Here is a 24357-nt window from a genome sequence, read left to right as displayed (position 1 = left end):
AGGTGCGCACGGTGAAGATGATGAGGGTTTGAGTAGCCCCGTGCGGCACTAATTTGCTTCCCTTCGCTGGCATTATCCAGATCAGGTTCAAGGGTATTTCTCACCCGTCAGCGTGTTATTGCTGGCAGGACCCCTAGCATTTCTCTTATTCAGTTGCGTGTGTTCAGTTACGTTTATTCAGATACTAGTTGCGATACTTGTTTAAAAAATTATTGCATCTTGTAGCTTCAAAAGCATCTCAAAAACTAGCCGCATTATAACGACTTTCTGTTAACAGATCGTTTGATTTTTTTAATTCGTATTGATTTCTTTGCGCTTTACCGGCCCGATGACTTCGATTAATTCCACCATATTAGCGCTGATCGCCGCGGACAAATCATGATCCAGAATCGGCATTGCCTGTTCGTGCGGCACCAGCAAACGTGCCAGTCCATATGCGCGATTGCGCCCGTGCGCTTTGCCCAGATATAAAGCCATATCCGCCATTTGCATGGCTTTTTCCCAGCTACAAACTTCTTCTGGAATGCCTGAAAATGGCAATGAAATAAAGCCCGCCGTAACGGTAAGAGGGATGGCATTCTCACCAACCTGAATCGGATTTTCGCCAATAGAAGACAGCACGCGCTCGACTAATTTTTTCAATTGAGCAGGATTGGATTTAGGTGAATAAATCAAAAATTCTTCACCACCCCAACGCAATACCATATCCGTATCGCGCACCGTTTTTTTCAAGCGATGGGCAACTTCCATCAATACACTGTCGCCGATCGCATGACCCCAAGTATCATTAATTTGTTTGAAATGATCGATGTCCAATAAGAGCAGACAATCGGGATTATCACTGTCGTTTTCGCGCCGCTCTCTCTCACTATTAAGAGCCCGATTTCTCATCATCTCTAAAAACGAGCGACGGTTATAGAGTCCGGTCAAAGGATCACGCACTGCATGGAACTCTAATTGCAAATTCGCTTCGACCAATTTTGCATTCGTTTTTCTGACGCGGCGGTACAACAAGAAAATAAATACTCCAGCCATCACCGTCAGCATGGCACCGAGCAAGGTGATGACTTGTTGCAGCCGACGATTTTTTATATCGGCATCTTTTAACTGGTTATCACGGCCTAATAATTCGATCTGCTTTTGCCGCTTATCGGCATTAAATGTCTCTTGCAAAGTGGCGACAGCCTTGGCACTTTCTGCTTTGAATAAATCATCGCTCAGCGTCTCTTTCTTATGCATGGTCGCTACTGCTTCTTTGTACATACCAGCGTGCTCATACATGAGGCCAAGCTCGCCCAAAATACCCTCCACATTGGTTTTGGAATCGATACTTTCAAAGTAGGCGATCACGCTATTTATTTTTTCTGCGCCTTGTGCAATCTTGCCTTGTCCACCGAGTGCAAACCCCCAGTTGACATTAGCCAGCTGCTTTAAATACTCATCGTGAATTGCATCGGCTTTTTCATAGGCGATCTTGGCAGTATGCTCAGCCTCAACAAAATTATGCATGATCAGATATTGATCGGCGATATTACCGAGGGCGCTAATTTCTACCGCTGGGATGCCAGCATCACGCGCGATATTGAGTGTCTTTTGAAAAGAACTGAGCGCATCTTTGTTGCGGTCTAACTGAGCATAAGCAACACCCTGCACCATGGTCAGAGAGGCTAAACTTTTCAGATCGGTGGTTGCTGAAGAAATCGCCAAGGCTTCATCTACAGTCGCCAGCGCCTTCTCTGGATTTTTCATCGTGGTGTACAGGCGACTGATCGAGTCCAGGTGATACAACCTGGCATGCGCTTGCCGGCGTGGTTGCAGATCCGTGAGTTTAAGTGCATCCAGATAATAAGACAGTGCAAGTTCAAACCGTCCGGTCGATGCATACACCGCGCCAAACGCACTGCTGATACGCATTTTTAGCTCCGGATCGGACGAAGCTTTAATTGCATCCTGAACCTCGGTCAGCTTGGCAATACTTTGCTCGGGATGTCCATCATCAATCTCATCAAACGCCTGATTGACCTTGGCAAAATTAATAGAACGCTGATCACCCTCTTTGACTGCCAAAGCCATTAAGGCTGCATTCACCTTTTTCGCGGAACTCGCCTTACCAGCGTCGTACAGCAAGCCAATCATCAGTTTGAGCGCTTTTAATTTGACTTGATAACTGGCATCGGCCGGGAGTTTTTCTTGAAAGCTTTGCAACTGCTTTAATGCATTGGCATTGTCGGTATCACCAAGAATCTGAATCTGATCAATCTGCGCCAAATCTGCAGCCTCATCAGCGCGTGCGGACGCCGCTGTCAGGCCAAGAGCCAGCAACAGAACAACGGCGCGGGAACAATGCAGTATCAGTTTATTGTCAAACATACGCTCATACAGAAATGCTTCTTCGTTATTAGGAACTTCTAAAAATGAGGATATAGCTTTGCTTGCGGACGGCAACTGGCTCTGACGAACCAATTTGATTTTTAAAATCAATGACATGCTAGCATTTTAATTGACGCTTTCTTCGGCATTCTGAGCGAATACCCATGCTGCGATGCAAGCAGACCACAAAGCATGATTGCGGACGGATTTGACTACGGTCGCAGGCTTGATCCAGTTAAGATATTAATATACTCAGGAGATGTATATTTAGACTGTCCATATAAAGTCTAGACAAATCGCTATTTTCCATAAAAATAATGGGGAGTATATTAAAAATCAAGCTAAATTAAGCTGATGTCAATACAAAAAATCCCGCTACTCTGGTACTTATAAGGCATTCCATCAGTACATCCCACACTTTATTAACCCTAATCTAAAGCTAACTGGTAGCCAGCGATTGTCTGCTTCAATCCAAGCGCATTTAGCGGGCAAAAAAAGAATATCCGAAATCGAGCCGATTTTATGCAGCATATCTTATGCAGCATATTTTAGATTTGATACGGCTGTCCCTTATAATCAAGGATTGAGCAAACCAACCAAACCTAGATCACATCATGGAATTAGCCAAGTCATTTGAGCCCGCCGACATCGAAGCATTTTGGCGCACAGAGTGGGAAAAGCGCGGATATTTCGCCGCCAGCACCGACGCCAGCAAACCCTCTTTCAGCATCCAGCTGCCGCCGCCTAACGTCACCGGCACACTGCACATGGGACATGCATTCAATCAAACGATTATGGATGGACTGACGCGTTACTACCGTATGCGCGGCCACAACACGGCCTGGATACCAGGCACCGACCACGCCGGTATCGCGACCCAAATCGTGGTGGAACGCCAGCTCGATGCACAAAAAATTTCACGTCATGATTTAGGGCGTGAAAAATTTTTAGAAAAAGTCTGGGAGTGGAAAGAAAAATCCGGCTCCACCATCACCGGCCAAATGCGCCGCATGGGTGCTTCCGCCGATTGGCAACGCGAATACTTCACGATGGATGCACCGCGCTCCAAAGTCGTCACTGAAGTATTTGTCAAACTGGTAGAACAGGGTCTGATCTATCGTGGTAAGCGTCTGGTCAACTGGGACCCGGTGTTGGGTACTGCTGTGTCCGATCTGGAAGTTGTGTCGGAAGAAGAAGACGGCTTTATGTGGCATATCCGCTATCCGTTTGCGGATGGCAGTGGTCATTTGACGGTAGCGACTACGCGTCCAGAAACCTTGCTGGGCGACGTTGCAGTCGCGGTTGATCCCACGGATGAGCGGTATATCCATTTGGTCGGCAAAATGTTAAAACTGCCACTAACGGATAGAGAAATTCCCGTTATCGCCGACGAGTATGTTGATAAAGAGTTTGGCACAGGCTGCGTGAAGATCACGCCTGCGCATGACTTTAACGATTATGCGGTTGGTCAGCGTCACAAACTGGAATTGATCAGCGTACTTACACTAGATGCAAAAATCAACGAGAACGGATCAGCGCCTTATCAAGGCATGGATAGATTTGTCGCCCGCAAACAAATCGTCGCCGACCTCGACGCGCAAGGCTTATTAGAATCCGTTAAACCGCACAAACTAATGGTGCCGCGTGGCGACCGGACCAATGTCGTGATCGAGCCGATGCTGACCGACCAGTGGTTTATGGCGATGAGCAAAGCCGCACCAGAAGGCACGCATTTCCCGGGCAAATCCATCGCCGAAGTCGCGCTAGAAAAAGTTGCGAATGGTGAAATCAAGTTTGTACCGGAAAACTGGAGCACGACTTACAACCAATGGCTGAACAACATCCAGGACTGGTGTATCTCACGTCAGCTCTGGTGGGGTCATCAAATACCAGCGTGGTACGGTGACAATGGCGAAATCTTCGTGGCACGTAATGACGAAGAGGCCAAAGCCAAAGCAGATGCGGCTGGTTACACTGGCGCGTTAAAGCGTGATGACGACGTATTGGACACTTGGTTCTCCTCTGCGCTGGTGCCGTTTTCCACCATGGGCTGGCCGGAAGAAACTAAAGACATGGAAATGTTCTTGCCATCGTCGGTGTTGGTGACTGGCTTTGACATTATCTTTTTCTGGGTAGCGCGCATGGTCATGATGACGGCGCACTTCACCGGGAAGGTGCCTTTCCACACGGTCTATGTACATGGTCTGGTGCGGGATTCTAGCGGCCAGAAGATGTCCAAATCCAAAGGCAATACGCTCGATCCGATTGATTTGATCGATGGCATCAGCGTGGATGATCTGGTCGCTAAACGCACGATTGGCTTGATGAATCCTAAGCAGGCAACCGCGATTGAAAAAGCCACGCGCAAAGAGTTTGCCGATGGTGTTCCGGCGTATGGCACAGACGCCTTGCGCTTTACGATGGCGAGCTATGCATCACTTGGTCGCAATATTAATTTCGACCTCGGTCGCTGCGAAGGCTATCGTAATTTTTGCAATAAATTGTGGAACGCAACCCGCTTTGTGCTGATGAATACCGAGGGTCATGATTGCGGTTTTGCCGCTACGGTGACGGACGCAGATCTGGATTATTCGCCAGCGGATAAATGGATCATCTCCACTTTGCAACACGCCGAGGCCGAAATAGAAAAAGGCTTTACGGACTATCGCTTCGACAATATTGCCTCGGCCATTTATAAGTTTGTATGGGATGAATATTGCGACTGGTATCTGGAAGTCGCCAAGGTGCAAGTACAGCAAGGCACACCAGCGCAGCAACGTGCAACCCGTCGCACTTTATTGCGCGTGCTGGAAGTGATACTGCGTCTGGCACATCCGGTGATCCCGTTTGTGACAGAAGCCTTATGGCAAACCGTCGCGCCGCTGGCAGGCAAGACCTTAGATCCAGCTGGCGATTCCATCATGCGCCAGCCTTATCCTTTGGTGAACACCGCCAACATCGACACCGTTGCCGAAGAATGGATGACCGCGCTGAAGTTATTGACCGATGCCTGTCGCAATCTGCGTGGTGAAATGCAATTATCACCGGCGCTGCGTGTGCCACTGCTATTACAAGCAAACGATGCGAAAGAGAAAGCACGTCTGGAATCCTTCGCACCGTATCTGCAAGCGCTGGCAAAGTTGTCCGAGGTACTGGTAGTAGATGCTCTACCAGATTCCCCAGCGCCAACATCGGTCGTTGGCACCTCTAAACTGATGCTAAAAGTTGAAATCGATGTGGCAGCAGAGCGCGAACGTTTAAGCAAAGAAATCGGCAAACTCGATACAGAAATCAGCAAGGCGCAAGCCAAGCTGGGTAACGAAAGTTTTGTTGCACGTGCGCCAGCACAAGTGGTTGAGCAAGAGAAAGAAAGAATGGCCAACTTCTCAGCCACACTAGATAAATTGCGCGAGCAGTTTGCCAAGTTACCGGCAGCCTAAACACTAGGCGATTGTGGTGTTTTCTCTTTATTAAAGTAGATGCTCTAAAAATTAAGTACGTGGCGAAATCAACGCCACGTACAATTTCTGTCAGCAATCTAATAACAAGTTTAGAGCTAAAGCAAAATTGTACCGACTAGATGCTGCAACGCAACTAAGACAGTTTTGAGTCAGTCCTAAAGCTAAAAACTTTAATAACGGAGACACCATGCAAACAAAAAGATTCCTCACCCTGTCGCTGTCTATCTTGATAGCCTCCATCAGTTCATTCGCGCTTGCACAAGAATCGACGCCCGTGGGTCTGTGGAAAAGTATTGATGATCAATCAGGAAAACCCAAAGCACTGATACGCATCGTCGAGAGTGGCGGCGAACTGCAAGGCAAAATAGAAAAACTTTTTCTGGAACCCGGTGCCGACGCCAATCCAAAATGCGACAAGTGTGAGGGCGTCAACAAAGATCAAGCTGTGATCGGCATGACGATTTTGTCGGGTCTAAAAAAAGACGGCGATGAATACACCGGCGGCCGTATCTTAGACCCCGCCAACGGTAAGCTATACCGCAGCAAATTAACCGTGACAGATAACAACAAGAAACTCAATGTGCGCGGCTATATCGGTACACCTTGGTTCGGACGTTCGCAGGTTTGGTTACGGGAGCAATAATTTAGCACTGTGACTCACTGGTCACCGCGACCTGTGAGTCGCTGCAACATTATTTAGTTTTAGTTTTAGTTTTAGTTTTGGTTTTGGTTTTGGTTTTGGTTTTGGTTTTGGTTTTGGTTTTGGTTTTGAATCAGCTTTTGATCTGAATTCCGCTTTGGCGCTGCCATTTGTGCAAGGCAGAAAATGGGAAAAGAAGTGTCCTTGTCTGAGCGAAGCGAGTTGTGGACACTTCCCATTTTTTGCCTTGCACTAACGGGAACCCGAAGGGCAGCGACGGTGCGGTCGCCTTTTTTGGGTTAGCTTTTTTGGCGAAGCAAAAAAGCTAACTAGCCACCGGTCTACCACCGGCCAGCAATCCAAAACAAACGACACGGTTTGCACGCAAAGCAATGTGCATCACTGATTGATGACCGAGTTCTTTATATTTCTGAAGGAGCTAATTGCGGTACCCTCTTAGCCCGAAACACCTGCGTATCAGCATAAAAAACCTCATCCTGCACCACCCACCATCCAGGCAAACCCAACACAGGCAATGGCGTGTAATCAGAGGTAGATAAACTCAAACTAGCCAAGCCCTGCGCAACCAACTGATCCAGAACATCACGCTTAGCATCAGCGTCCAAAGTAAAAAAATCGGGTTCAACCCGCACCACATACGCATGCGCCGTAATGGCTTTATACGGCTGCACCAACTTCTCCATCAGCGCATGACCAAATGCCCATACCTCGGCTTGTTGACCAAACATCGGCCGATAATGAATAAATGCCTGCTGCCACTGATGCGCCCGCAATGCCGCGATTAAACCGTCGCCATCGACAGAATTCTCTACCACTAGCAAGGCAGAATTTTCATCAAAAATCGTGGCGGCATCGCGTGCTGCTCCGCGCGATTTCCCTATGCCGTGTTGGGCAATCTGTGCAGCTTGCAAAGCATTTAATTGCTGTTTTATTTTGGGGAAAGTCAGCCATACCAAGGCATTAAAAAAATCATGCAGATTTTCTCGCGTTGGTACTTGTCCTGTCGTACTGATAAAGGTCTCATATGCGGCGCCATCCGGCAGCGCGTCTTGTGCAACAAAACGGATTGCTTGCTGCCGCTGATTGCGCACATCTTTTTTTTGCGCGCAGGTATTGATATGGCTGCGCCAGTCATCCGACATCAGCAACTCTTGCGCCGCTGGTCTGACTGAGGCATACCAGGCTTGCGTCCAATCGATGCTGGAGAAAAATGTGTTCATGCTTGTGCCTATGTTGATACTCAGCCGCCCTGCTTATGGCTGGGTAGCAAACATCTTCCAGGCTAAGGTTTCACCCGCATTGAGCGGCACGATACTGGTGTCGACAAATGGCAATTCGGTCGGCATGGTCCAGCTCTCACGCTTGAGAGTAATCGTGCCTGTGTTACGCGGCAACTGGTAAAAATCGGGACCATTTAAACTGGCAAAGGCTTCCAGCTGATCCAGCGCACCCACCTGGTCGAAGGCTTGGGCATACAGCTCCATCGCGTGCAAGGCGGTGTAACAACCGGCGCAACCGCAGGCATGCTCTTTTAAACCTTTTGGATGGGGTGCAGAATCCGTACCGAGGAAGAAGCGCGGGCTACCCGATGTGGCCGCTTTGAGTAAAGCAAGGCGATGCGTTTCGCGCTTCAACACAGGCAAGCAATAATAGTGCGGACGAATGCCACCTTTAAAAATCTCATTGCGGTTGTACAGCAAATGATGGGCGGTAATCGTTGCTGCAATCGGACCCTCGGCGCTGGCAACATACTGCGCCGCCTCGCTGGTGGTGATATGTTCAAAAACGACTTTCAGCTCTGGCATGTCGCGGCGTAGCGGAAGCATCACTCGGTCGATGAAAACCGCTTCACGATCAAATAAATCGATTTCTGGATCAGTCACTTCTCCATGCACTAAAAACGGCATGCCGACTTCTTGCATGACTTCCAGCGTTTTATAGCATTTGCTCAGATCGGTGACGCCGGCATCTGAATTGGTGGTGGCACCAGCCGGATACAACTTCACTGCATGGACGAACCCACTATCTTTTGCACGACGGATTTCATCTGGCGGCGTGTTGTTGGTCAGGTACAGCGTCATCAATGGTTCAAAACTCATCCCTGCTGGCAAGGCTGCCAAAATCCGCTCACGGTAACTGCCCGCCTGTTCAGTTGTGGTGACCGGTGGCTTGAGATTAGGCATCACTATCGCACGAGCAAACTGCGCAGCTGTATGCGGCAAGACGCTGGCAAGCGCTGCGCCATCGCGCAAATGCAAGTGCCAGTCGTCAGGCCGCGTGATAGTGAGCTGGGAGGTGAGCCCGGAGGTGAGCTCAGTAGTGAAGTCTTGTGGAGATGTTGGTACAGCTGAAGTGGTTTGAGTAGGCATGGCGGCTCGCTTGTAATCGACGCCGCCATTTTACCTTTTTTGCGCCATTCCACAGCGAATCAAATATACTCCATCTATGTATATTTTAATTGTCCATATAAAGCTTGGACAAGTAGCCCCATTTTTTTAATAATTTAATGGGGAGTATATTGATTTTATGGAAAAATAGCTTCAAGACCTAGCTATATTTCTCCATATATTTATTCAATATTCGAGCCCTACTTACACTGGATTTATATCGGTTTCGCCAAGTCTTCTGGCACATCAATATCATGCAATATGCCAGGATCATCTACCGCGATCTCTGTCACCAGATGTTGCTGCAACAATTTGCGCGCCCCTTGATCGCCGCTTAAAGCTAATAACTGATCTAAATATTTTCTGGAAAATCCGACCGGATTACCGCGTTGACCTTGATAAACCAAGACGCCAATGTCGGCACCAGCTTGCATTGTATGAAGTAATTTTTTGATTGAATCTGGCTTTACATAAGGCATGTCAGCTAGGGCAATGATCCAGCCGGCATAATCTGCACTTTGCTGTAATCCATGTACTAATGACGCAGCCATTCCCTGCTCTGCATTAGGGCATACGGTTAGCATACAGCCAGTTTTTTGTAAGGTAGAAGAGAGTAACTCTAGAGTGTCGGTAGAACTTGTTGCGGAGAGTATCGCTAAGCTATCGGGTAGTACCGCGAGTAAATTGCGGGCACTGTTTTCAGCAACAAGTTGACCGTTGGACGTGAATTGCAAGAGCTTGTTCTGATTGCCAGCGGGATCAAAACGGCTCCCTTTACCGGCAGCGAGCAGCAAGCCACGCCAGTCTTGTTCGTGGCTTGCAGTGCTGGTCATTGTGTGTTTTTTGAGTGGTTTATTTAATACTGGCGAATTTTGCTTCCAGACCTTTAGCATCAACTGCACCAGGGATACGGGTGCCGTCGCTAAAGATAATAGTTGGTGTGCCAGTGACACGCATTTTTTTACCTAGCTCAAGAATTTTTTCATTTGGCGTCATGCAGTTTTCAGCCGCAGCTGGCGCTGCTTTACCATTTAACATCCACTCATCCCACGCCTTGTTGCGATCGGCAGAACACCAGATATTTTTGGATTTGACGCTAGAATCTTCGGACAAAATGTTATACATAAAAGTATAAACCGTCACATTATTCACGCCTTGCAAAGTCTGGCGGAAGCGTTTGCAATAACCACAATTCGGATCTTCAAAGATAGCAATTACACGTTTGCCATCACCTTTTACCATCTTGGCAGCAGATTCCAATGGCAGATCCGAAAACTTCACGCGGCTTAAATCTTCTACCCGCGCTTTGGTGTAATTGTTGGAGGTACGGGCATCTACAACATCACCAAAAAACAAATATTCGGCTTTTTGATCAGTATAAATAATATCGCTACCAATACGTACTTCAAACAAACCTGCATAGGGGGTTTTGGTAACAGAATCTACTTTGGCCCCAGGCCCTAAACGCGGCACAACCAATTTTCTGACTGCTAGCTCGTCCTTGGTTTCTGCAACCGCGAAGGCAATCGGCATTAACAATAAAGCAGCAACTACTTTCTTCATACTTATCTTCATACGTAACATATTGAATATCAATCTATAAAAAAGGCGCACAACAATCAGCGTCCCATTGCGTGAGAAATTAGTTTTCTTTTTAAGACAGGCAAACGATCGAGCAAGTTCAATCCCAAGTTACGCGCAATCCGAAGCGGTGTCACATTGGTAGCAAATAAGCGGGACAAATTGTCCGTCATCAATTGCATCATCAAGACTTCTTCGCGTCGCGCCCGCTGATAACGCCGTAATAAGCGGGCATCACCGCAATCACGAGGCGAATCACGACCGGAATCTGACTGCGTCAATAACTTGAGCAGAGCAGCGACATCACCAAAACCTAAATTCATGCCTTGACCCGCCATCGGATGCACCACGTGAGCAGCATCACCAATCAATGCCAGCCTCGGCGCGATCATAGAATGCGGCCGTACCAAACTTAACGGAAATGCCTTGCAATTTTGCGGCTCAAGCGGTGTTAATTTACCAAGCAGAGAACCACAAAATGGCGCCAACCTATCGGCCAATGCAGCTAAAGGCTCATTTAAAATTTGAGCGGCCAGACTATCAGGAGCGGACCACACAAGCGAAACTCGCTGTCCGGGCAACGGCAACAAGGCAATAATACCAAGTTCTTCTAAAAACCATTGATGTGCAACGTCTCTGTGCGGTTTTTCACAAGCAAAATTAGTAACCACGCCTTGCTGTCCATAGGAACGATAGTCCTGGCCAATTTCCGCTTGCCCGCGCACCCAAGACTGTCCACCATCAGCGCCGATCAGCAGGGAGGTCGTTAAGTGCGTACCATTTTCTAACTCAACAGAGGCAAAGCGTTCAGTCACATCAAGCCGCGAAGCACGACCCACAACCTGCGTTAAATTTTGTGCGAATTTCAAGGCATTATCGAGAGCCTGATTGAGATTTTTATCCTCAACAATCCACGCCAATTCATCAACATGCGCGCCATAAGCATCAAACCCCAGCTTGCCATCCGCAACAGCACTACCACCAAAAATCTGCATTGCATCAACCTGCGCCACACGCTCTTGATCAAGCGCAGCCCAAACTTTTAACCCATCAAGCAAATCATGGGCAACATGATTCAACGCATAAACTCTGACGTCCCAATGATTAATACCATCTGCAGAATCTGATTTTAAAATCGCCTTTGGCGGCACAGAAGATGTAGCCTGAGCGCACAGCAAACTCACCCGCAAGCCCAACTGAGACAAGGCCAAAGCAGCCGCTTTACCAACAGCACCGCTCCCAATAATACATACATCGCTGTGATTTGATTCTATGGACATAGCTGTTTTAGACCTTCCAACCAAGGAAAATAATCGCCCTATTATACGGCAGGCTAAGTTGAGAGCTGATTGACGCAATGAAAGCCAAACCGCCAAAGACAGGCAATATTTTTCATAAAAAGCTTGCGTAATGCCAGACAGGTCACTATAATTCTTCGTCTTGGCCTGGTAGCTCAGTCGGTAGAGCAGAGGATTGAAAATCCTTGTGTCGGTGGTTCGATTCCGCCCCGGGCCACCAAGGAATATGCGGCTCACAGCAATGTGAGCCGTTTTTTTTGCTCCGCAATTCTTGGCTTGCTCCGCAATTTCCATTTCATTCTTCAATTTTCTAAAATTATTACCTTGTCGGATTAACACGATCACCACGTCTTTTTTTAATGTAATGCTCCGTCATTGACAAGTTTTTGTGTCCAAGCTGTTTCTGTGCTGTTCTGATATCCCCACTCGCATCGGCAGTATCTGTTCCGGCCTTCGCACGCAAATCCCTCAGCTGATATCCAGCCACCCGCCCCGCCATTTCGGATTGTCCTCCTAAAATCAATTGCGACACCAACTTTTTCCTTAACCGCCGAAACCGTTGACCAATTGCAGACGCCGTCACTTCCTCGCCTTTTTCATCAACAAGCAGAAAATGATTTTTTGCCTGTGTTTTCTCCCGATGAAGAAGTAACTTATTGGTCAACTCTCCAAGTTCAAATAACTTTCCATTCTCGTCACTCAAGTTCATACGGATCTTCTGCCCGGTTTTACCCTGGACGATTTGAATGATAGAAACGTCTATATGCTGCGGACTCATGGCAAAAATATCTTGCGACCTCTGGCCAGTCAGGTATAGCAACTTCATGAAACTTTTCAAAATTGGGTCTGCATTTTCCATCACAAAAAAGAAAATTTCATCCTCCACATAATTTGACCTTCCTATCTCCTTATGCCCTTTCACGCCAGCACAGGGATTGGGACTGGAAGTCAAGCCCCAACTTCTACAATGATTAAATAACGTACTGAACAAGGCCTTTTCACGATTGGCCTGAATCGGAGCATCACATCTCCATTGCAAATATTGCGCGACATGCTTCGGCTCTATTTCATCCAATGGCGCACTTTCAAAAAATTTCAACAGATTCCTGGAATGACGGACGTAATCTCGCTGAGTATTCGATGCTCTTTTATGTAGCTCATTTTTTGAATATCGCTGCCATGCATCCTGAAGTGTGATTTTTTTTATTTCAAATTCATCAATGTCAGGTTGATAAAGATGTGACCACTTTCGAACCGCCTCAACATAATTGGATCCTAATGGAACTTCATGACGAGGCTTTTTTCCAGTGTCAAAATAGTAGAAAATTTTTCCGCTGCGTTGTTTCCGACGCCGCATCATCGGCGGTAGATCCTTATTAATTTCTCGGACTCTGGCCATCATTTTACCTTCGGTTTCCAGCGTGACTTTTCGATCACGGGTTCGCACTTGGATGAAGGCTCAAAAACAGAGCGCGGTATTTTTGGCACGCCGTGCGCTGACAGATAAAAAATCATCCCGATTCTCGCCAAATGCCGCACCTGCTTTGACTTTGTTTTAAACCCAGTCAAGTCAAATACTTCCTCTTCATTCAAAAAAATAGATTCCATGATTTTTCTCTAAAAAAGTTTATGAGCGAACTCATCGGCATTTCAACTAATGCTAAATCACAAATCGGTTTTAGCAAGGGGGCTAACGCATGTAGGTTAAGGTATTTGTCGTTGAAAAATGCCCAAGTTCCTGGCTCACAATTTTCAAGCCGTCATTCCATGTAAACCCTATTTTTTGCAGATCTATAATTCTGTTTTGCGCGTAAGTGTGTCGAAGTCCATGCCCACCTGTCGACCATCCAAAAATGGAAAAAGAAAGTCGTGAAAATCGTTGAGAAAAACTATGTCCACCAACTATGGAATATCTTTTAATGTAATGGACTCCGCGTTGCGTTTTTTTTATTGGTAATGCGAGGCGGAATTGTTCCAACTCAACTGCAATGTCATTGGGAACGTGAATGCTTCTTTTCAGCCCACCTTTTCCGATAACGACATATCTACTTCCCAGTCCCATTCCTTCAAAACGCTCCGTTAACCATTCTCGTTTATCCTCATAAACCTCACTTGGCAAAGCAATTGTGTCGAGTTCGATCGATCGCAATCCAGCTGCCGCTGCAAGCCGTATCGCAAACGATAATTCGTCAGATGCCACATCTAAAAGGCAATCTATTTGAGACGTTCGGTATGCCCTTGGCACCAACAAAGAGTCTTTTGTACTAACCACATATTCAACTTCAAGATTAAAAACTAACGCCAGAGATTGCCTATAGCCATCAATAGTTTTTTGTACGCAACTGCCTACTCTCGAAGCCAAGAATGTCCCCACAACGTCACTGTCAATGTTTACAAATGGAACGCCACTTTTCTTGCACCAGTCATAAAATATTTTGACGCATCCCATATATTTTTTTTCAGTCAAAATTGAACTGATACAGGGAGTTTTGTCACCAACTAATTTTCTGTTGAAGCGAGAATTTCCATGCTTAACAATTTTTACGACAACAGTTTTTGACTGTTCAGCCGTTGGACGAAAGCTGGTCATGATTGCTCCTCATTTTTTACACGTTGATGTGGCCAGACGTCGTCGTTATGTTTTTTGACAAATCTGTATACTTTTTCAGATGAGACTATTAGCTTGAAATTTTGTTTTATTAGTCGGGCGACCTTTCTTTTTGAGCTACGTTCTGCTCTTGCCCATAATAATATTTGGGCCAAATGTTCAATGAGGTCTCTATCCTTAAAGTCTCTCACTTCTCTTTTATTTTTATCTCGCTCGCAAAGTGCATCGACGTCACGCTGAGCTTCCTCTCGGTTCAATTTTTTTATGCTCATTACTATCTCCAAAGAATCGCTACCCAATAAAAATTTTGTAAGATCAACGATCAAGTTTTTTATTAATCATATGATCGGCGCGCGAAAACATGCGCGACTGGCCCCTTTTCCTCAAGATAATTGAGCGGCACGGACTCATCTGCCAAATGATTTTCAAAAAAAGAGAAATGGAAAAATGACTTCCTACGAAGATAAAAAAAGGGAGATAAATGAGTGAATTTACTGAGAGAAAAAAGCAGAACGTAAAAAATCGATGCTCAAATATTTTTTGAGCACGTTTCTACGATCAGATCTCAAGAAGATATAGCCACGCCCAGCTAGAAAGCACGGCCAGCTACTGATATCCCCAAAAAAAAGGGATGGGAGTACAATTTTTAGTGAATTGCATCCTAGAGTGATGTGTACAACAAAAACTGCAACGATACGACAATGTCGTTTTAAAACAAGAATCCCTCGATGGGGAGGCAAGCTTAACTTAAAAAGTTTTCTTGCTCGATAATGCATTCTAAAATGCAAGTACTACTTCACAACGATTTCATTGTGCCACCTTAAATTCCTAAAAACAATATCCAAAGTGGTTTTTTGCACTAAATATTGAACATATTGGGCGCAGAATTGGGCGGCTGTGTTGGGCGAAACTAGTGCCTTTCTGAAGCTGGTAGCAGCGCCGCATAGGATTGGGAATGGTACAGAGCAGCGTTCCGCAATATTGGATTCGTCTCATATCAAAAAATCTTCATTTTTGTATTTATATATTTGAACTCAGCACTGTCCAGCTCACTCTTTACTCTTTTTTAACTCCACCAAGGACTTGCCAAACACAATTTCCCCCTCCGGCATCTGTGACTGTGCCCGTTCCTTCATCCCCTCAAAATATTCCAGGTCGATTGGCCCCTCGTCCGATTCATAGCGAGGCACGTCCTCTTGATGCACACACTTCGGCCTTCGAGCATCAATGACATTTTTGGTTGCCGGCCCTGCTTTGGCAGTACTGCTTGCAGCATTCGGCTTGGCCTTGGCACGCCGTTTGTTTTCTTGTGTTTTCTTGTTCATCACCATTCCTTCATTTTGATTTAGTCGTTTTCAATCGATCCCAGAATGGTGCTCTTCGCCTCGAGCACATCCTGTGGCGTGACGTTCGCGATTCCGTCTCCACGACTTCGCCCGATCATATGATTTACCGCTTCCTGCAAAATGGCCGCGGCGTCGGCAATGGACACCTCACTACCAATTATGCCGGCAATGCTTTCAGGGTTGGCAACATCCGTAAATGCTGCCTTGCTTTCTTGAAGCCATTGTTGAATGAAATTAGTTAATCCGATTTGATCGGGTAGCGGGAAGAACAATTTTTCTGTGAAATGCCCTCCCCTCAATGCCGCTGGGTCAATATGGTCGGGATGGTTGGTGGCGGCAATATAGACGATGTCCTTAATTTTTCCACCGGCGCCATCCATTGCAGTAAGCAGTTTGTTGGTCACCGATGTCACGTTGGATCCCTTGCGATTGGCAAGGATATCGTCGGCTTAATCGATAAAAATGATACAAGGACGTATATCTCGTGCTTCTTTTAAAATACGATCGATTTCTTTTGCATCGTTCATCAGATCATTGCCGGAGGTACTGAGAAATGCGAAATCAGTCTCCTTTGCAAGGGAACGGGCGGTTTCCGTTTTGCCTGTACCCGGCTGGCCAAACAGAAGTAAGCCTGTTGGAACAGTTCCGCCTAGCCTTTCTACTGCTTCAACGTCTTTCATCCGCGTCGCTGTTGATTTGCATTTAAAACTGACCCACCGGGGGTGCGGACAAAAACTTGGACTACTTGGAGGTAGTTCATGTATTCATACGAAGACCGCATTCGCGCGGTTAGACTCTACGTCAAACTTGGGAAGCGCATCGCGGCGACCATCCAACAGTTGGGCTACCCGACAAAGAATGTCCTGAAGAGCTGGTATCGTGAACTCGAACGATGTTGCGATTTGCCGGAAGGCTATGTGCGCTCGAAGTCGAAGTATTCAAACGATCAGAAAAAGGCGGCTGTTGAGCATTACCTAAGCCACAATCGTTGCATGGCTGGGACCAGTAAGGTGTTGACGATCACCCTAAACTAAGCCACTTTTTAGAATAAATTTCATCCAAAACTGAGCCACGTGATTGAATTGCCTGCTTAACAAATGAGCAGGGAGACATGGAGTGATCACCGTGGGCATGTTAGCCAAAATAAGGCGGATGTATTTCCGCGACAAACTCTCGCCGCCATCTTAGACCGATCTAGTTTCTTTCGAAGCACGGCATTTCCATGCGCATCAACGCCATGAATTTGAAATACATTTTTAGCTAAATCGATTCCAATTGTAGTAATGATCATTTTGGACGCTCCTTTCATTTAGGGGGTGTTGCCGCTCCCATTTTGGCACATCGATGCCGTTTGAAAGAGGGCGTCCATTCCATTAGAACCCCGTGATGTAGTCGTATGCCAGGGGATTAGCCTTTTAGGTAATAAACGATATCGTATCGGTACAGGTCATCGTGCCTGACATGACTTTGCGTTCTTTGACTACCGTACCGTGGGCATAGAGGACTTTACGATCAATGCTGAGCGTTTCAGGGTCACTAGAAGGCTCCCGCTGAGTCGTTGCCTTGGTAGTCCGAACAAGACTTCAATTCAAACGTATTAGCAAAGTAAGCGTGATTACTTTTCCCAGCCAGGATCAACAAGTTTACCGTTGTACATTTTTGCATCGAGGAAGTCTCCACCATGCATTTTATAGACCCATCCCTGCCCATTTAGGCTACTTTCTCGCACGTCCCATGCCAAAAGTACGCCATTATCTTTGAGACGAAATCGCAAGACGATGGCACGACCGCGCGCTGCTGCTGCATAGTTAAAGACCTCGACGGGGATACGGCTAAGTATCTCGATGGTATAGTCTCCAGTCAATTTGCCTCCTATCCAACCCCCGTTTTTATAATCTGAACGTATATCAGTTCCCTCACGCCAAGTGACTCTCGCCCAGCGTGGAAATGACATATTGCCGCCACCACTTGAGCTTTCGCCGCCATTTTGATGATTCAGAAGCAACGGTCCAAATAGTACATTTCCTGCGTCATTGAGTGCTTGTACTCCAGCCTTCTCAGAGGCATCTGCTGCTAAGTTATATACGACGACCATCCCCATACCTTTCAACTCCCTGTCCGTCTGAGGCTTACCTGCTTGTGCGCATGCTGCCAGCAAAGGCAGCAAGGCTAAGGCAACTAAAATTGTTCTTTTCATCATCTGCTTCTCTTCCTTTAATTTACGGTCATGTTGATGTTGTAGCCATTTGCCTTTAGCCATTGAATATAGCCTTTGGCATCGACCGTCCCCGTGATGTAGTCGTAGGCCAGGGGATTAGCCTTTTAGGTAATAAACGATATCGTATCGGTACAGGTCATCGTGCCTGACGTGACTTTGCGTTCTTTGACTACCGTGGGCATAGAGGACTTTACGATCAATACTGAGCGTTTCGGGGTCACTAGAAGGCTCCCGCTGAGTGGTTGCCTTGGTAGTCCGAACAAGACTTCAGTTCAAACGTATTAGCAAAGTAAGCCTGATTACTTTTCCCAGCCAGGATCAACAAGCTTACCGTTGTACATTTTTGCATCGAGGAAGTCTCCACCATGCATCGTGTAGTGGAACGCTGTACAAGATGCGACCTCACCAGCTTTACATCCAGGAATCGGCAAGGTTTCCTGAACGTCCCATGCCAAAAGTACGCCATTATCTTTGAGACGAAATCGCAAGACGATGGCACGACCGCGCGCTGCTGCTGCATAGTTAAAGATCTCTTCAGGTATGCGATTTAAGACTTCCACTTTGTAGTCGCCAACGACTTTTCCAGTAGTCCAATAAAGCCCTTTGGCATCGTCTACTCCGTCTCGCCAAGTAACCCTAACCCAGCGAGGGAATGACATGTTGCCACCACCACTAGAACTCTCACCGCCATTACGATGATTTAAAATCCCTGGTCCAAAGAGTTCATTTCCCGCGTCAGTGAGTGCTTTTACACCAATCTTCTCAGAGGCATCTGCTGCTAAGTTATATACGACGACCATCCCCATACCTTTCAACTCTCTGTCCGTCTGAGGCTTACCTGCTTGTGCGCATGCAGCCAGCCACGGTAGCATGGCCAAGGCGATTAGAACTTTCCTCTTCATCATCTATTTTCCTTCCTTTAATTTACTGTCATATTGATTTTGTATCCGTGATCATTCAGCCATTGCAAATACGCCTTTGCATCGACTGTTCCTGAAATATAGTCACTGGTATTTGGATTTGATTTATAGGTGATGTACTTTACTGTGTCGGCGTAGGTCATCAGGCCTGTTGTGGCATCGCGTTGCTTGACAGTTGTGCCGTCAGTGTAACGGACGTCACGATCCTCACTAGTGGCAGTGGGGCCACCATCTGGCGCTCCCGATAAGAGATTGCTACTCTTGTCATGGAGTACTGGATTAGAGATGATCGTGTTTATTGACGGGTCACTACCCATTTTCACTCCTGCTGCGTTGGCCTGATCAAGCATCCACACCATCGCGACTTTAGCCAGATCTTGGTTAGGAAAACCGCCACCGATATCTGAATGCGCCCCTAAAAAACCGCGCTCTAAACGCGTAGTACCGCTAGGCATAGATTTACCTAAGATGGACTCAGACGGAAAAGAAACCGCGTTCCCCCTGTATTCATTCAGCGCTACGGCATGCACAACGTATTTAAAAGCGTCAGGAATTTGTAGTTGATAACTGCCAGTGTGAGTGCTCAACACTGTGTCAAATAAGCCCATAAAGCGGAAATTGACTTTCTGACAGGCGTCTTTTTCATTTTGATCTTTATAACTATACCAACCATTACTATTCGTCTTTGCCGCAATCTGATTGGCAAAGTCACGTGCTTCTGCCGAACCCCGACTAAAGCCGGTGATGTCGATGTTAAAGGCGGTATTGTCATCCACGGAATCTGAATAATCTCTTAAATTCTTGAGCATCGCATCAATCCTCTCTTTCCCTGTAAACGCCTCCGCAACATCGCCTTTGTTACCACCCTTGTACCAGGGATTTTCTATTCCTGTAGTAGGGTCTTTAGTACCTGGACCAGTTATGTAATAGACTTGTCCGTCTTGATATTGGTTTTTAAAACGGACAACATTCGACAAGGTTGCCGAATTACTTTCATCATTCCCGGTGCCATCAAACGCAAACAGAATCAGACCCGATGGATCAATATATTTCAGCGGATTATTGGCGACATAGGCATAGCTGTTGATGCCGCCCCGGAGTCCCAGCGGATCGGGTGTCAGGTATTGACCCCGGCTTGGGTCGTAATAGCGATGATCGTTGTAATACAGTCCTGTTTCTATATCCTCGTATTGGCCTGGCAGGCGTAGATTAAATGCAAATGTCGTCTTATTCTCAGCATGCGCTGCCTGGATCAATGTGCTTGCCTGAATGATCTTTCCATAAGGGCTGTACTCTGCTTGCCATAGAGGTATGGCATGCTCATTGGTCACAAGTTCGGTCGCGCCCAGGTGATTGTTATGCAAATAGGCGATCGCATCTGTTGTGTCGAACCAGGCATGCCATGCGGTGGCGATGTCCGCCGTCATTTGACTCATTGGGGAGGTTTCTGCTTGGCTGAGTGCACTCCCTTGTGGCGTATCGGTCAGGGCAATGGCTTGCTCTGCCAGATAGAGGTATTGGCGGGTGATCTGTCCTTTGTCGTTGAGTTCTGCCACTAGCTTGCGGCCTTCGTACAGATAGCTGGTCTGTGTGTTGGCTGCCTGTTTGCTGATGCGTTCGCCCAAGTGGTTGTAGCAGTAGGATGCTAACGTGCGATTTTCTTGCCGCACCTCTAGCAGTTTGCCCATGGCATCCCAGACATACTCGCGTTGGCCAATATGTTCGAGTTGGCCGCTGGCGTCGTAGCGTGCTTGTTTAACATTGCTGTTCGTGCTGGCCTCATCAGTATGGTTATCGCTCTGCCAGCGATTGGTATTGGGTATGTAGGCGGTTTTTACGGTATGGCTTGTGGTGTCCGCTGGATCGGTAATTCCTTCTTGGGCCAGCAAGCGGTTGCCTGATCCGTCGTAGAAATAACGCTCGTAGCTAGCCGATACCGCTTGCTTACTTAGTTCGCTTGCCTTGCTTGGTTTGGTTTGACTGATGCTTGAGGTGCTGCTGACGATTAAGCGATCTTGCCCATCATAGGCATAGCTCCGTAGGGCGTTTTTGCTTTGGCTTAGTAGCATATTGCCTTGCACATCCCATAGATAGCGGTGATCGATCAGCGCTTTCGGATCTGCTGCCAAGCCTAATGCGCCGGGTAGTGCGGGTGTCGTGGATGTTGTGGGTGTTGCCGTCGTTTGTTTTTCTGCTGCGTAGGCGGGCGTGATGCCTAGTAAGGCATGCATAGTGGTGCTGGTCGTCGTGTTCTCTGGTTTGGCGTTGGGATGACGATAGACAATCCTGGCCAGCACGCCTTCTCTGCTGCGCTGGTAGCTGGCCTCTATACCATTACCGTAGGTGAAATACTTCAGACCAGCAAGGTCACGCTCAATATTGTTGACAATTGGGGTGGCGGGTAATAGCCAGCGCAGCCATGCAGTCTTAATCAAGCTGCGCTGGATACCGGTGACTTGACGCTGACCATTACGTTGGTAAATGAGCGTGCTTCCATCAGGCAGGCTGATAGATTCAAGCAGACCTTGGGCGTCGTAACTATAACGGGTGATGCTGGTGGCCAGGGTGCCATTGGCGAGTTTGAGGATGACCGTCTTGCTTGCTAGCCGCCCTTGGTCATCATGGCTGTAACGTTCGGTCTGATTGGGGTGTGTGACGCCGACCAGACGCGTTCCGGCGTATTGCCAGGCGGTGATCGTTTGTTTTTTCGCCGGATCAGTCGCGTTTGCATCTACGACGGTTTGCCGTATGAGTTGGCCTGCTACGTCGTAGGCGTATGTGGCGCGGTTGCCGCTGGCGTCCGTGCTGGCGATGATCTTGCCTGCGCCATCGTAGGTTCGGGTGACGGTGCCGCTATCAGGACTGATGATCGCGGTGATGCGGCCAAAGTCATCTCGTACCGTATTGGTGGTAGCGCCATTGGGGGCGATCACCGTGTTGATCTGCCCTAATGCATCGTGCTCAAAACGGATCGTGGTATTTTGCATATGTGCTTGGGCAGTGTTGGTTGCATCTATCACTTGTGTCAGATTGCCCATTGTGTCGTAGCGATAATGCTTCTCTCGACCTAGTGCATCGGTCATCATGTCGGGCAAATCTTGGTCATTCCAGCTAATGTTGCGCTGGGCGCCGCTGGTGTCAGTGATCGCAATTAATCTACCAACAGCGTCATAGGCGTAGCCTTGGGTTTGTTTGATATTGCCTGATTGCGTGCTTGTTTCAAGCAAGTTACCTTCTGTGTCGTAACGATTTTGCTCAAGAATCCCTAAGTGCGAAGCGCTCCAGCTATTAAGCCCGGACTTGTCGAAACCCCTATGCATCAACGCTTGATAGGATTTTCCTTCGCCGATACCAATCTCTATCGGTCTATCAAGCGCATCGTATTGCGTGCTTTGGGCAATACCATCACTGGCAGAGGCAACTAATTGATTGCGGGCGTTATAAGTGAAGCTCGTTTGGTGGCCTTCTGCATTGACAACCTTAGCAATCCGGCCGACTGGATCATATTGAATGAGGCTCTTGAAATTACCTGGCGCAGTCAAGGATGTCACTGCATTACCTTGGTTGTCCCATTCGACGCGAGTTATGTCAGAGTCAATCGGAGTTCCCGTTTTGCCATTGGGTAGTGGCCCATCGATTTCCGTCAGCAGGCTACGGCCATTGATCGTGGTGTAGCGATAGTTTGTCGTGCGTGCCAGCGCTGTTGCAGATGTTTGTTTGCTTAGTGCTGGTGACCAGCCACTCTCCGTGACGCTGATCACTTGGCCTTTGTCGTTGTAGATATTTCTTGTTTGTATTTCTTGCCCGGGCACGACACTAGGGCGAATAATGACGCTTGGTTGCGGGTTGTTGCCGCCGTATTCGTAGCGCACTTGCCATTTGGCCGGATCAGCCTTGCCATTGGTTGGGTTGTAGCTGATCTGGCTGATTTTGGTGATACGACCCTGGTCGTCAAAGTCGGTTTTGTTACCGAGTAAAGCTTGGCCTTGTGCGTTAAGCTGGATGGTTTCGATCAGACGCCCTTGTTGGTCGTAGCGGTAGCGCTGGTTACTGGCGCCGCAGGTGGCACAGCCAGCACCACGTATTTCCAGTAGGCGAAACTCACCGGCGATAATATCGTGTTTATAGACCGTCTTTTGTCCGAGGCTATTGGTAAGAGTAGTTTGTCCGGCAACACTGGTATCCAGGCTGACTTGGTTGACCTTGTCTGCGCCGCTGGTGTAGTTAGCCTTGCCATTGATGTCGTAGCCGTAAGTGGCGATGCGTATTGCCATCGTCTTGCCGTCGCTACCAGTGCCGGCAACGCTGATGCCAGTGAGGTAGGTTGGGCGGCGCGGGTCTTCGTAGTGATAGGTGCGGGTTATGTTGGTCGGTGTGTGGCTGTTACCTGTTTTGTCGTCGTTACCAGGCATGCTGACTTGGGTCAGGTTAGCGAGTAATTGTTGCGCTTCTGTGATGCTGCCTTTAGGGAGCGCGCTGCCGTAACGATAGTTAAAACGGCCTACCGGGCTATCGATGCTTTGTACGCCACGGAAACGGTCGCCAGCCTGGGCTGCTTGGGGGTCTAGGTAGTTGAGCTTTAGTTGCCGTCCTTGGGGATCGGTGACTTGAGTGAGTACGCCTTTAGGGTTGTAGTCGAGATGTACCACTTCGCCTGTCGGGGCGGCAATTTGGACGAGCTTACCCAGACGATTGAAATACAGCTGGCGACCGTTGTTCCAGGTCCAGATATATTCTTCGCCGCGCTGAGTTTTAGTGATGCGCATGCTGCCATCAGCGGGGTTATTGTTGGCACACTGGCAGGGCTCTTTGACATCACGGTCGAAGATCAGGCGGCTACCGTCCGCCTGAATGATTTGGATGGTCCGGTTCATCGCGTAGAGTTCGGTTTCGTAGCTGAGTTTCCAGCCTCGTCCTACAATCCCTATGCTGTGATGAGGACTGCTAAAGACGCTATTGTAGTGACGGACAATTTCTAGTCCAAGTACGCCTGGGAGGGCGGCCATGTCGGTTTCGCGCTGATATTTGTTGCCGGTGATGACGTTGATCGGATTGCCGGCACCCACACTGATCCCTGCACCGATGCCCGTGCTGGCAGGGCCGGAACTATCACACGTGGCACCGCCTGGATTGGCGGGACAGGCTTGCGCCAAGTTGCTGGCGATACTGAGCGCTACGCTGATCGTCAAAGCGCATAGCGCTGCAACACGTTTGAATTTTTGTGTCATTGCTTCATTCCTTACTATTTCTTGGTATTGATTGCCTGCCTCAACATCTTGTTGGCGGTCTGACGTTATGCCGCTCACGAGATTGATTAACCAGTGCATATAGGGCAATCCGGACCGGTACGTTTCAGATAAACCCTTGCAGAGAAGTGAGACAAGGTTCACCTTCGATCCGCCATGTTTTTTTATTGGGATGTTGAATGACTACAATGAGAAAGACATTTTTCGCTGTACTTCATTTCTCTAAAAGTAACGCGATAAACCCTATACTCCCCATTATTT

Annotated in this window: 16 protein-coding genes, 1 tRNA gene, 3 pseudogenes and 1 riboswitch; of the genes and pseudogenes, 4 read left to right on the top strand and 16 right to left on the bottom strand. The window is 47.7% G+C overall.

Annotated elements, in window-relative coordinates; all coding sequences use genetic code 11:
• Positions 1–41: 41 nt before the first annotated feature.
• A riboswitch (TPP riboswitch) is annotated at positions 42–145 on the bottom strand.
• A gap of 146 nt (positions 146–291) precedes the next feature.
• Positions 292–2487, bottom strand: a complete 2196-nt coding sequence (locus AAKU61_RS14685) for a diguanylate cyclase (RefSeq protein ID WP_354333391.1) — start codon at positions 2485–2487, stop codon at positions 292–294.
• Between the two features lie 497 nt (positions 2488–2984).
• On the opposite strand from AAKU61_RS14685, the gene AAKU61_RS14680 reads away from it, so the two are divergent.
• Together AAKU61_RS14680 and AAKU61_RS14675 are read left to right on the top strand one after the other, a co-directional pair.
• Positions 2985–5810, top strand: a complete 2826-nt coding sequence (locus AAKU61_RS14680) for a valine--tRNA ligase (protein ID WP_354333389.1) — start codon at positions 2985–2987, stop codon at positions 5808–5810.
• 208 nt (positions 5811–6018) lie between these two features.
• Complete coding sequence (locus AAKU61_RS14675) at positions 6019–6474, top strand: DUF2147 domain-containing protein (protein ID WP_354333387.1); 456 nt, start codon at positions 6019–6021, stop codon at positions 6472–6474.
• A gap of 419 nt (positions 6475–6893) precedes the next feature.
• On the opposite strand, the gene AAKU61_RS14670 is transcribed toward AAKU61_RS14675, so the two are convergent.
• The 5 genes from AAKU61_RS14670 to AAKU61_RS14650 all read right to left on the bottom strand — a co-directional run bounded on the left by AAKU61_RS14670 (position 6894) and on the right by AAKU61_RS14650 (position 11740).
• Entirely contained in the window at positions 6894–7712 is an 819-nt protein-coding gene (locus AAKU61_RS14670) for a DUF3025 domain-containing protein (RefSeq protein WP_354333386.1), read from the bottom strand.
• Between the two features lie 33 nt (positions 7713–7745).
• Positions 7746–8861, bottom strand: coding sequence for a dihydroorotase (gene pyrC, locus AAKU61_RS14665; protein WP_354333385.1), 1116 nt, complete (start codon positions 8859–8861; stop codon positions 7746–7748).
• Positions 8862–9094: 233 nt separating this feature from the next.
• A complete protein-coding gene (locus AAKU61_RS14660) occupies positions 9095–9712 on the bottom strand; it encodes a nucleotidyltransferase family protein (protein WP_354333383.1) in 618 nt (205 codons plus the stop codon).
• A gap of 19 nt (positions 9713–9731) precedes the next feature.
• Complete coding sequence (locus AAKU61_RS14655) at positions 9732–10442, bottom strand: DsbC family protein (RefSeq protein WP_354333381.1); 711 nt, start codon at positions 10440–10442, stop codon at positions 9732–9734.
• A gap of 56 nt (positions 10443–10498) precedes the next feature.
• Complete coding sequence (locus tag AAKU61_RS14650; RefSeq protein ID WP_354333379.1) at positions 10499–11740, bottom strand: FAD-dependent monooxygenase; 1242 nt, start codon at positions 11738–11740, stop codon at positions 10499–10501.
• A 162-nt stretch (positions 11741–11902) separates the two neighbouring features.
• On the opposite strand from AAKU61_RS14650, the gene AAKU61_RS14645 reads away from it, so the two are divergent.
• Positions 11903–11978, top strand: a tRNA-Phe gene (locus AAKU61_RS14645).
• A 99-nt stretch (positions 11979–12077) separates the two neighbouring features.
• Here AAKU61_RS14645 and AAKU61_RS14640 read toward each other — a convergent pair.
• From AAKU61_RS14640 to AAKU61_RS14615, 6 genes and pseudogenes are all read right to left on the bottom strand, one after another.
• Entirely contained in the window at positions 12078–13157 is a 1080-nt protein-coding gene (locus AAKU61_RS14640; RefSeq protein WP_354333377.1) for a tyrosine-type recombinase/integrase, read from the bottom strand.
• Positions 13157–13366: a DUF4224 domain-containing protein gene (locus AAKU61_RS14635; RefSeq protein ID WP_354333375.1), complete on the bottom strand. Its 210-nt coding sequence runs from the start codon at positions 13364–13366 to the stop codon at positions 13157–13159. Before AAKU61_RS14635 ends, AAKU61_RS14640 begins: the two co-directional genes overlap by 1 nt.
• A gap of 82 nt (positions 13367–13448) precedes the next feature.
• Positions 13449–14348: a site-specific integrase gene (locus AAKU61_RS14630; RefSeq protein WP_354333373.1), complete on the bottom strand. Its 900-nt coding sequence runs from the start codon at positions 14346–14348 to the stop codon at positions 13449–13451.
• The gene (locus tag AAKU61_RS14625) at positions 14345–14638 is read right to left on the bottom strand and encodes a hypothetical protein (RefSeq protein ID WP_354333371.1); all 294 of its coding nucleotides are present in this window, start codon (positions 14636–14638) and stop codon (positions 14345–14347) included. The genes AAKU61_RS14630 and AAKU61_RS14625 overlap by 4 nt, the downstream gene beginning before the upstream one ends.
• 777 nt (positions 14639–15415) lie before the next feature.
• Positions 15416–15691 (bottom strand): hypothetical protein, encoded by a 276-nt coding sequence (locus AAKU61_RS14620; RefSeq protein ID WP_354333369.1) that lies wholly within the window; start codon positions 15689–15691, stop codon positions 15416–15418.
• Positions 15692–15711: 20 nt separating this feature from the next.
• Positions 15712–16392 (bottom strand): annotated as a pseudogene (locus AAKU61_RS14615) (AAA family ATPase).
• 78 nt (positions 16393–16470) lie between these two features.
• Between AAKU61_RS14615 and AAKU61_RS14610 the strand changes: the two are divergent.
• Positions 16471–16728, top strand: a pseudogene (locus AAKU61_RS14610) (IS3 family transposase); the annotation flags it as partial.
• Between the two features lie 164 nt (positions 16729–16892).
• Here AAKU61_RS14610 and AAKU61_RS14605 read toward each other — a convergent pair.
• The 4 genes and pseudogenes from AAKU61_RS14605 to AAKU61_RS14590 all read right to left on the bottom strand — a co-directional run.
• A pseudogene (locus AAKU61_RS14605) lies at positions 16893–17003 on the bottom strand (IS110 family transposase); the annotation flags it as partial.
• Between the two features lie 324 nt (positions 17004–17327).
• A complete protein-coding gene (locus AAKU61_RS14600; RefSeq protein ID WP_354333367.1) occupies positions 17328–17912 on the bottom strand; it encodes a hypothetical protein in 585 nt (194 codons plus the stop codon).
• Between the two features lie 317 nt (positions 17913–18229).
• On the bottom strand, positions 18230–18835 hold the full coding sequence (locus AAKU61_RS14595) for a hypothetical protein (RefSeq protein ID WP_354333365.1): 606 nt from the start codon (positions 18833–18835) through the stop codon (positions 18230–18232).
• A gap of 14 nt (positions 18836–18849) precedes the next feature.
• Positions 18850–24078, bottom strand: coding sequence for an RHS repeat-associated core domain-containing protein (locus tag AAKU61_RS14590; RefSeq protein ID WP_354333363.1), 5229 nt, complete (start codon positions 24076–24078; stop codon positions 18850–18852).
• Between the last annotated feature and the right edge of the window lie 279 nt (positions 24079–24357).

The sequence above is a fragment of the Undibacterium sp. GrIS 1.2 genome (assembly GCF_040544435.1).
In the GTDB taxonomy this organism is placed as follows: Bacteria; Pseudomonadota; Gammaproteobacteria; order Burkholderiales; family Burkholderiaceae_D; genus Undibacterium.
Note: the sequence above shows the minus strand (reverse complement) of the source record. Positions and strands in the feature narration are given on the sequence as shown.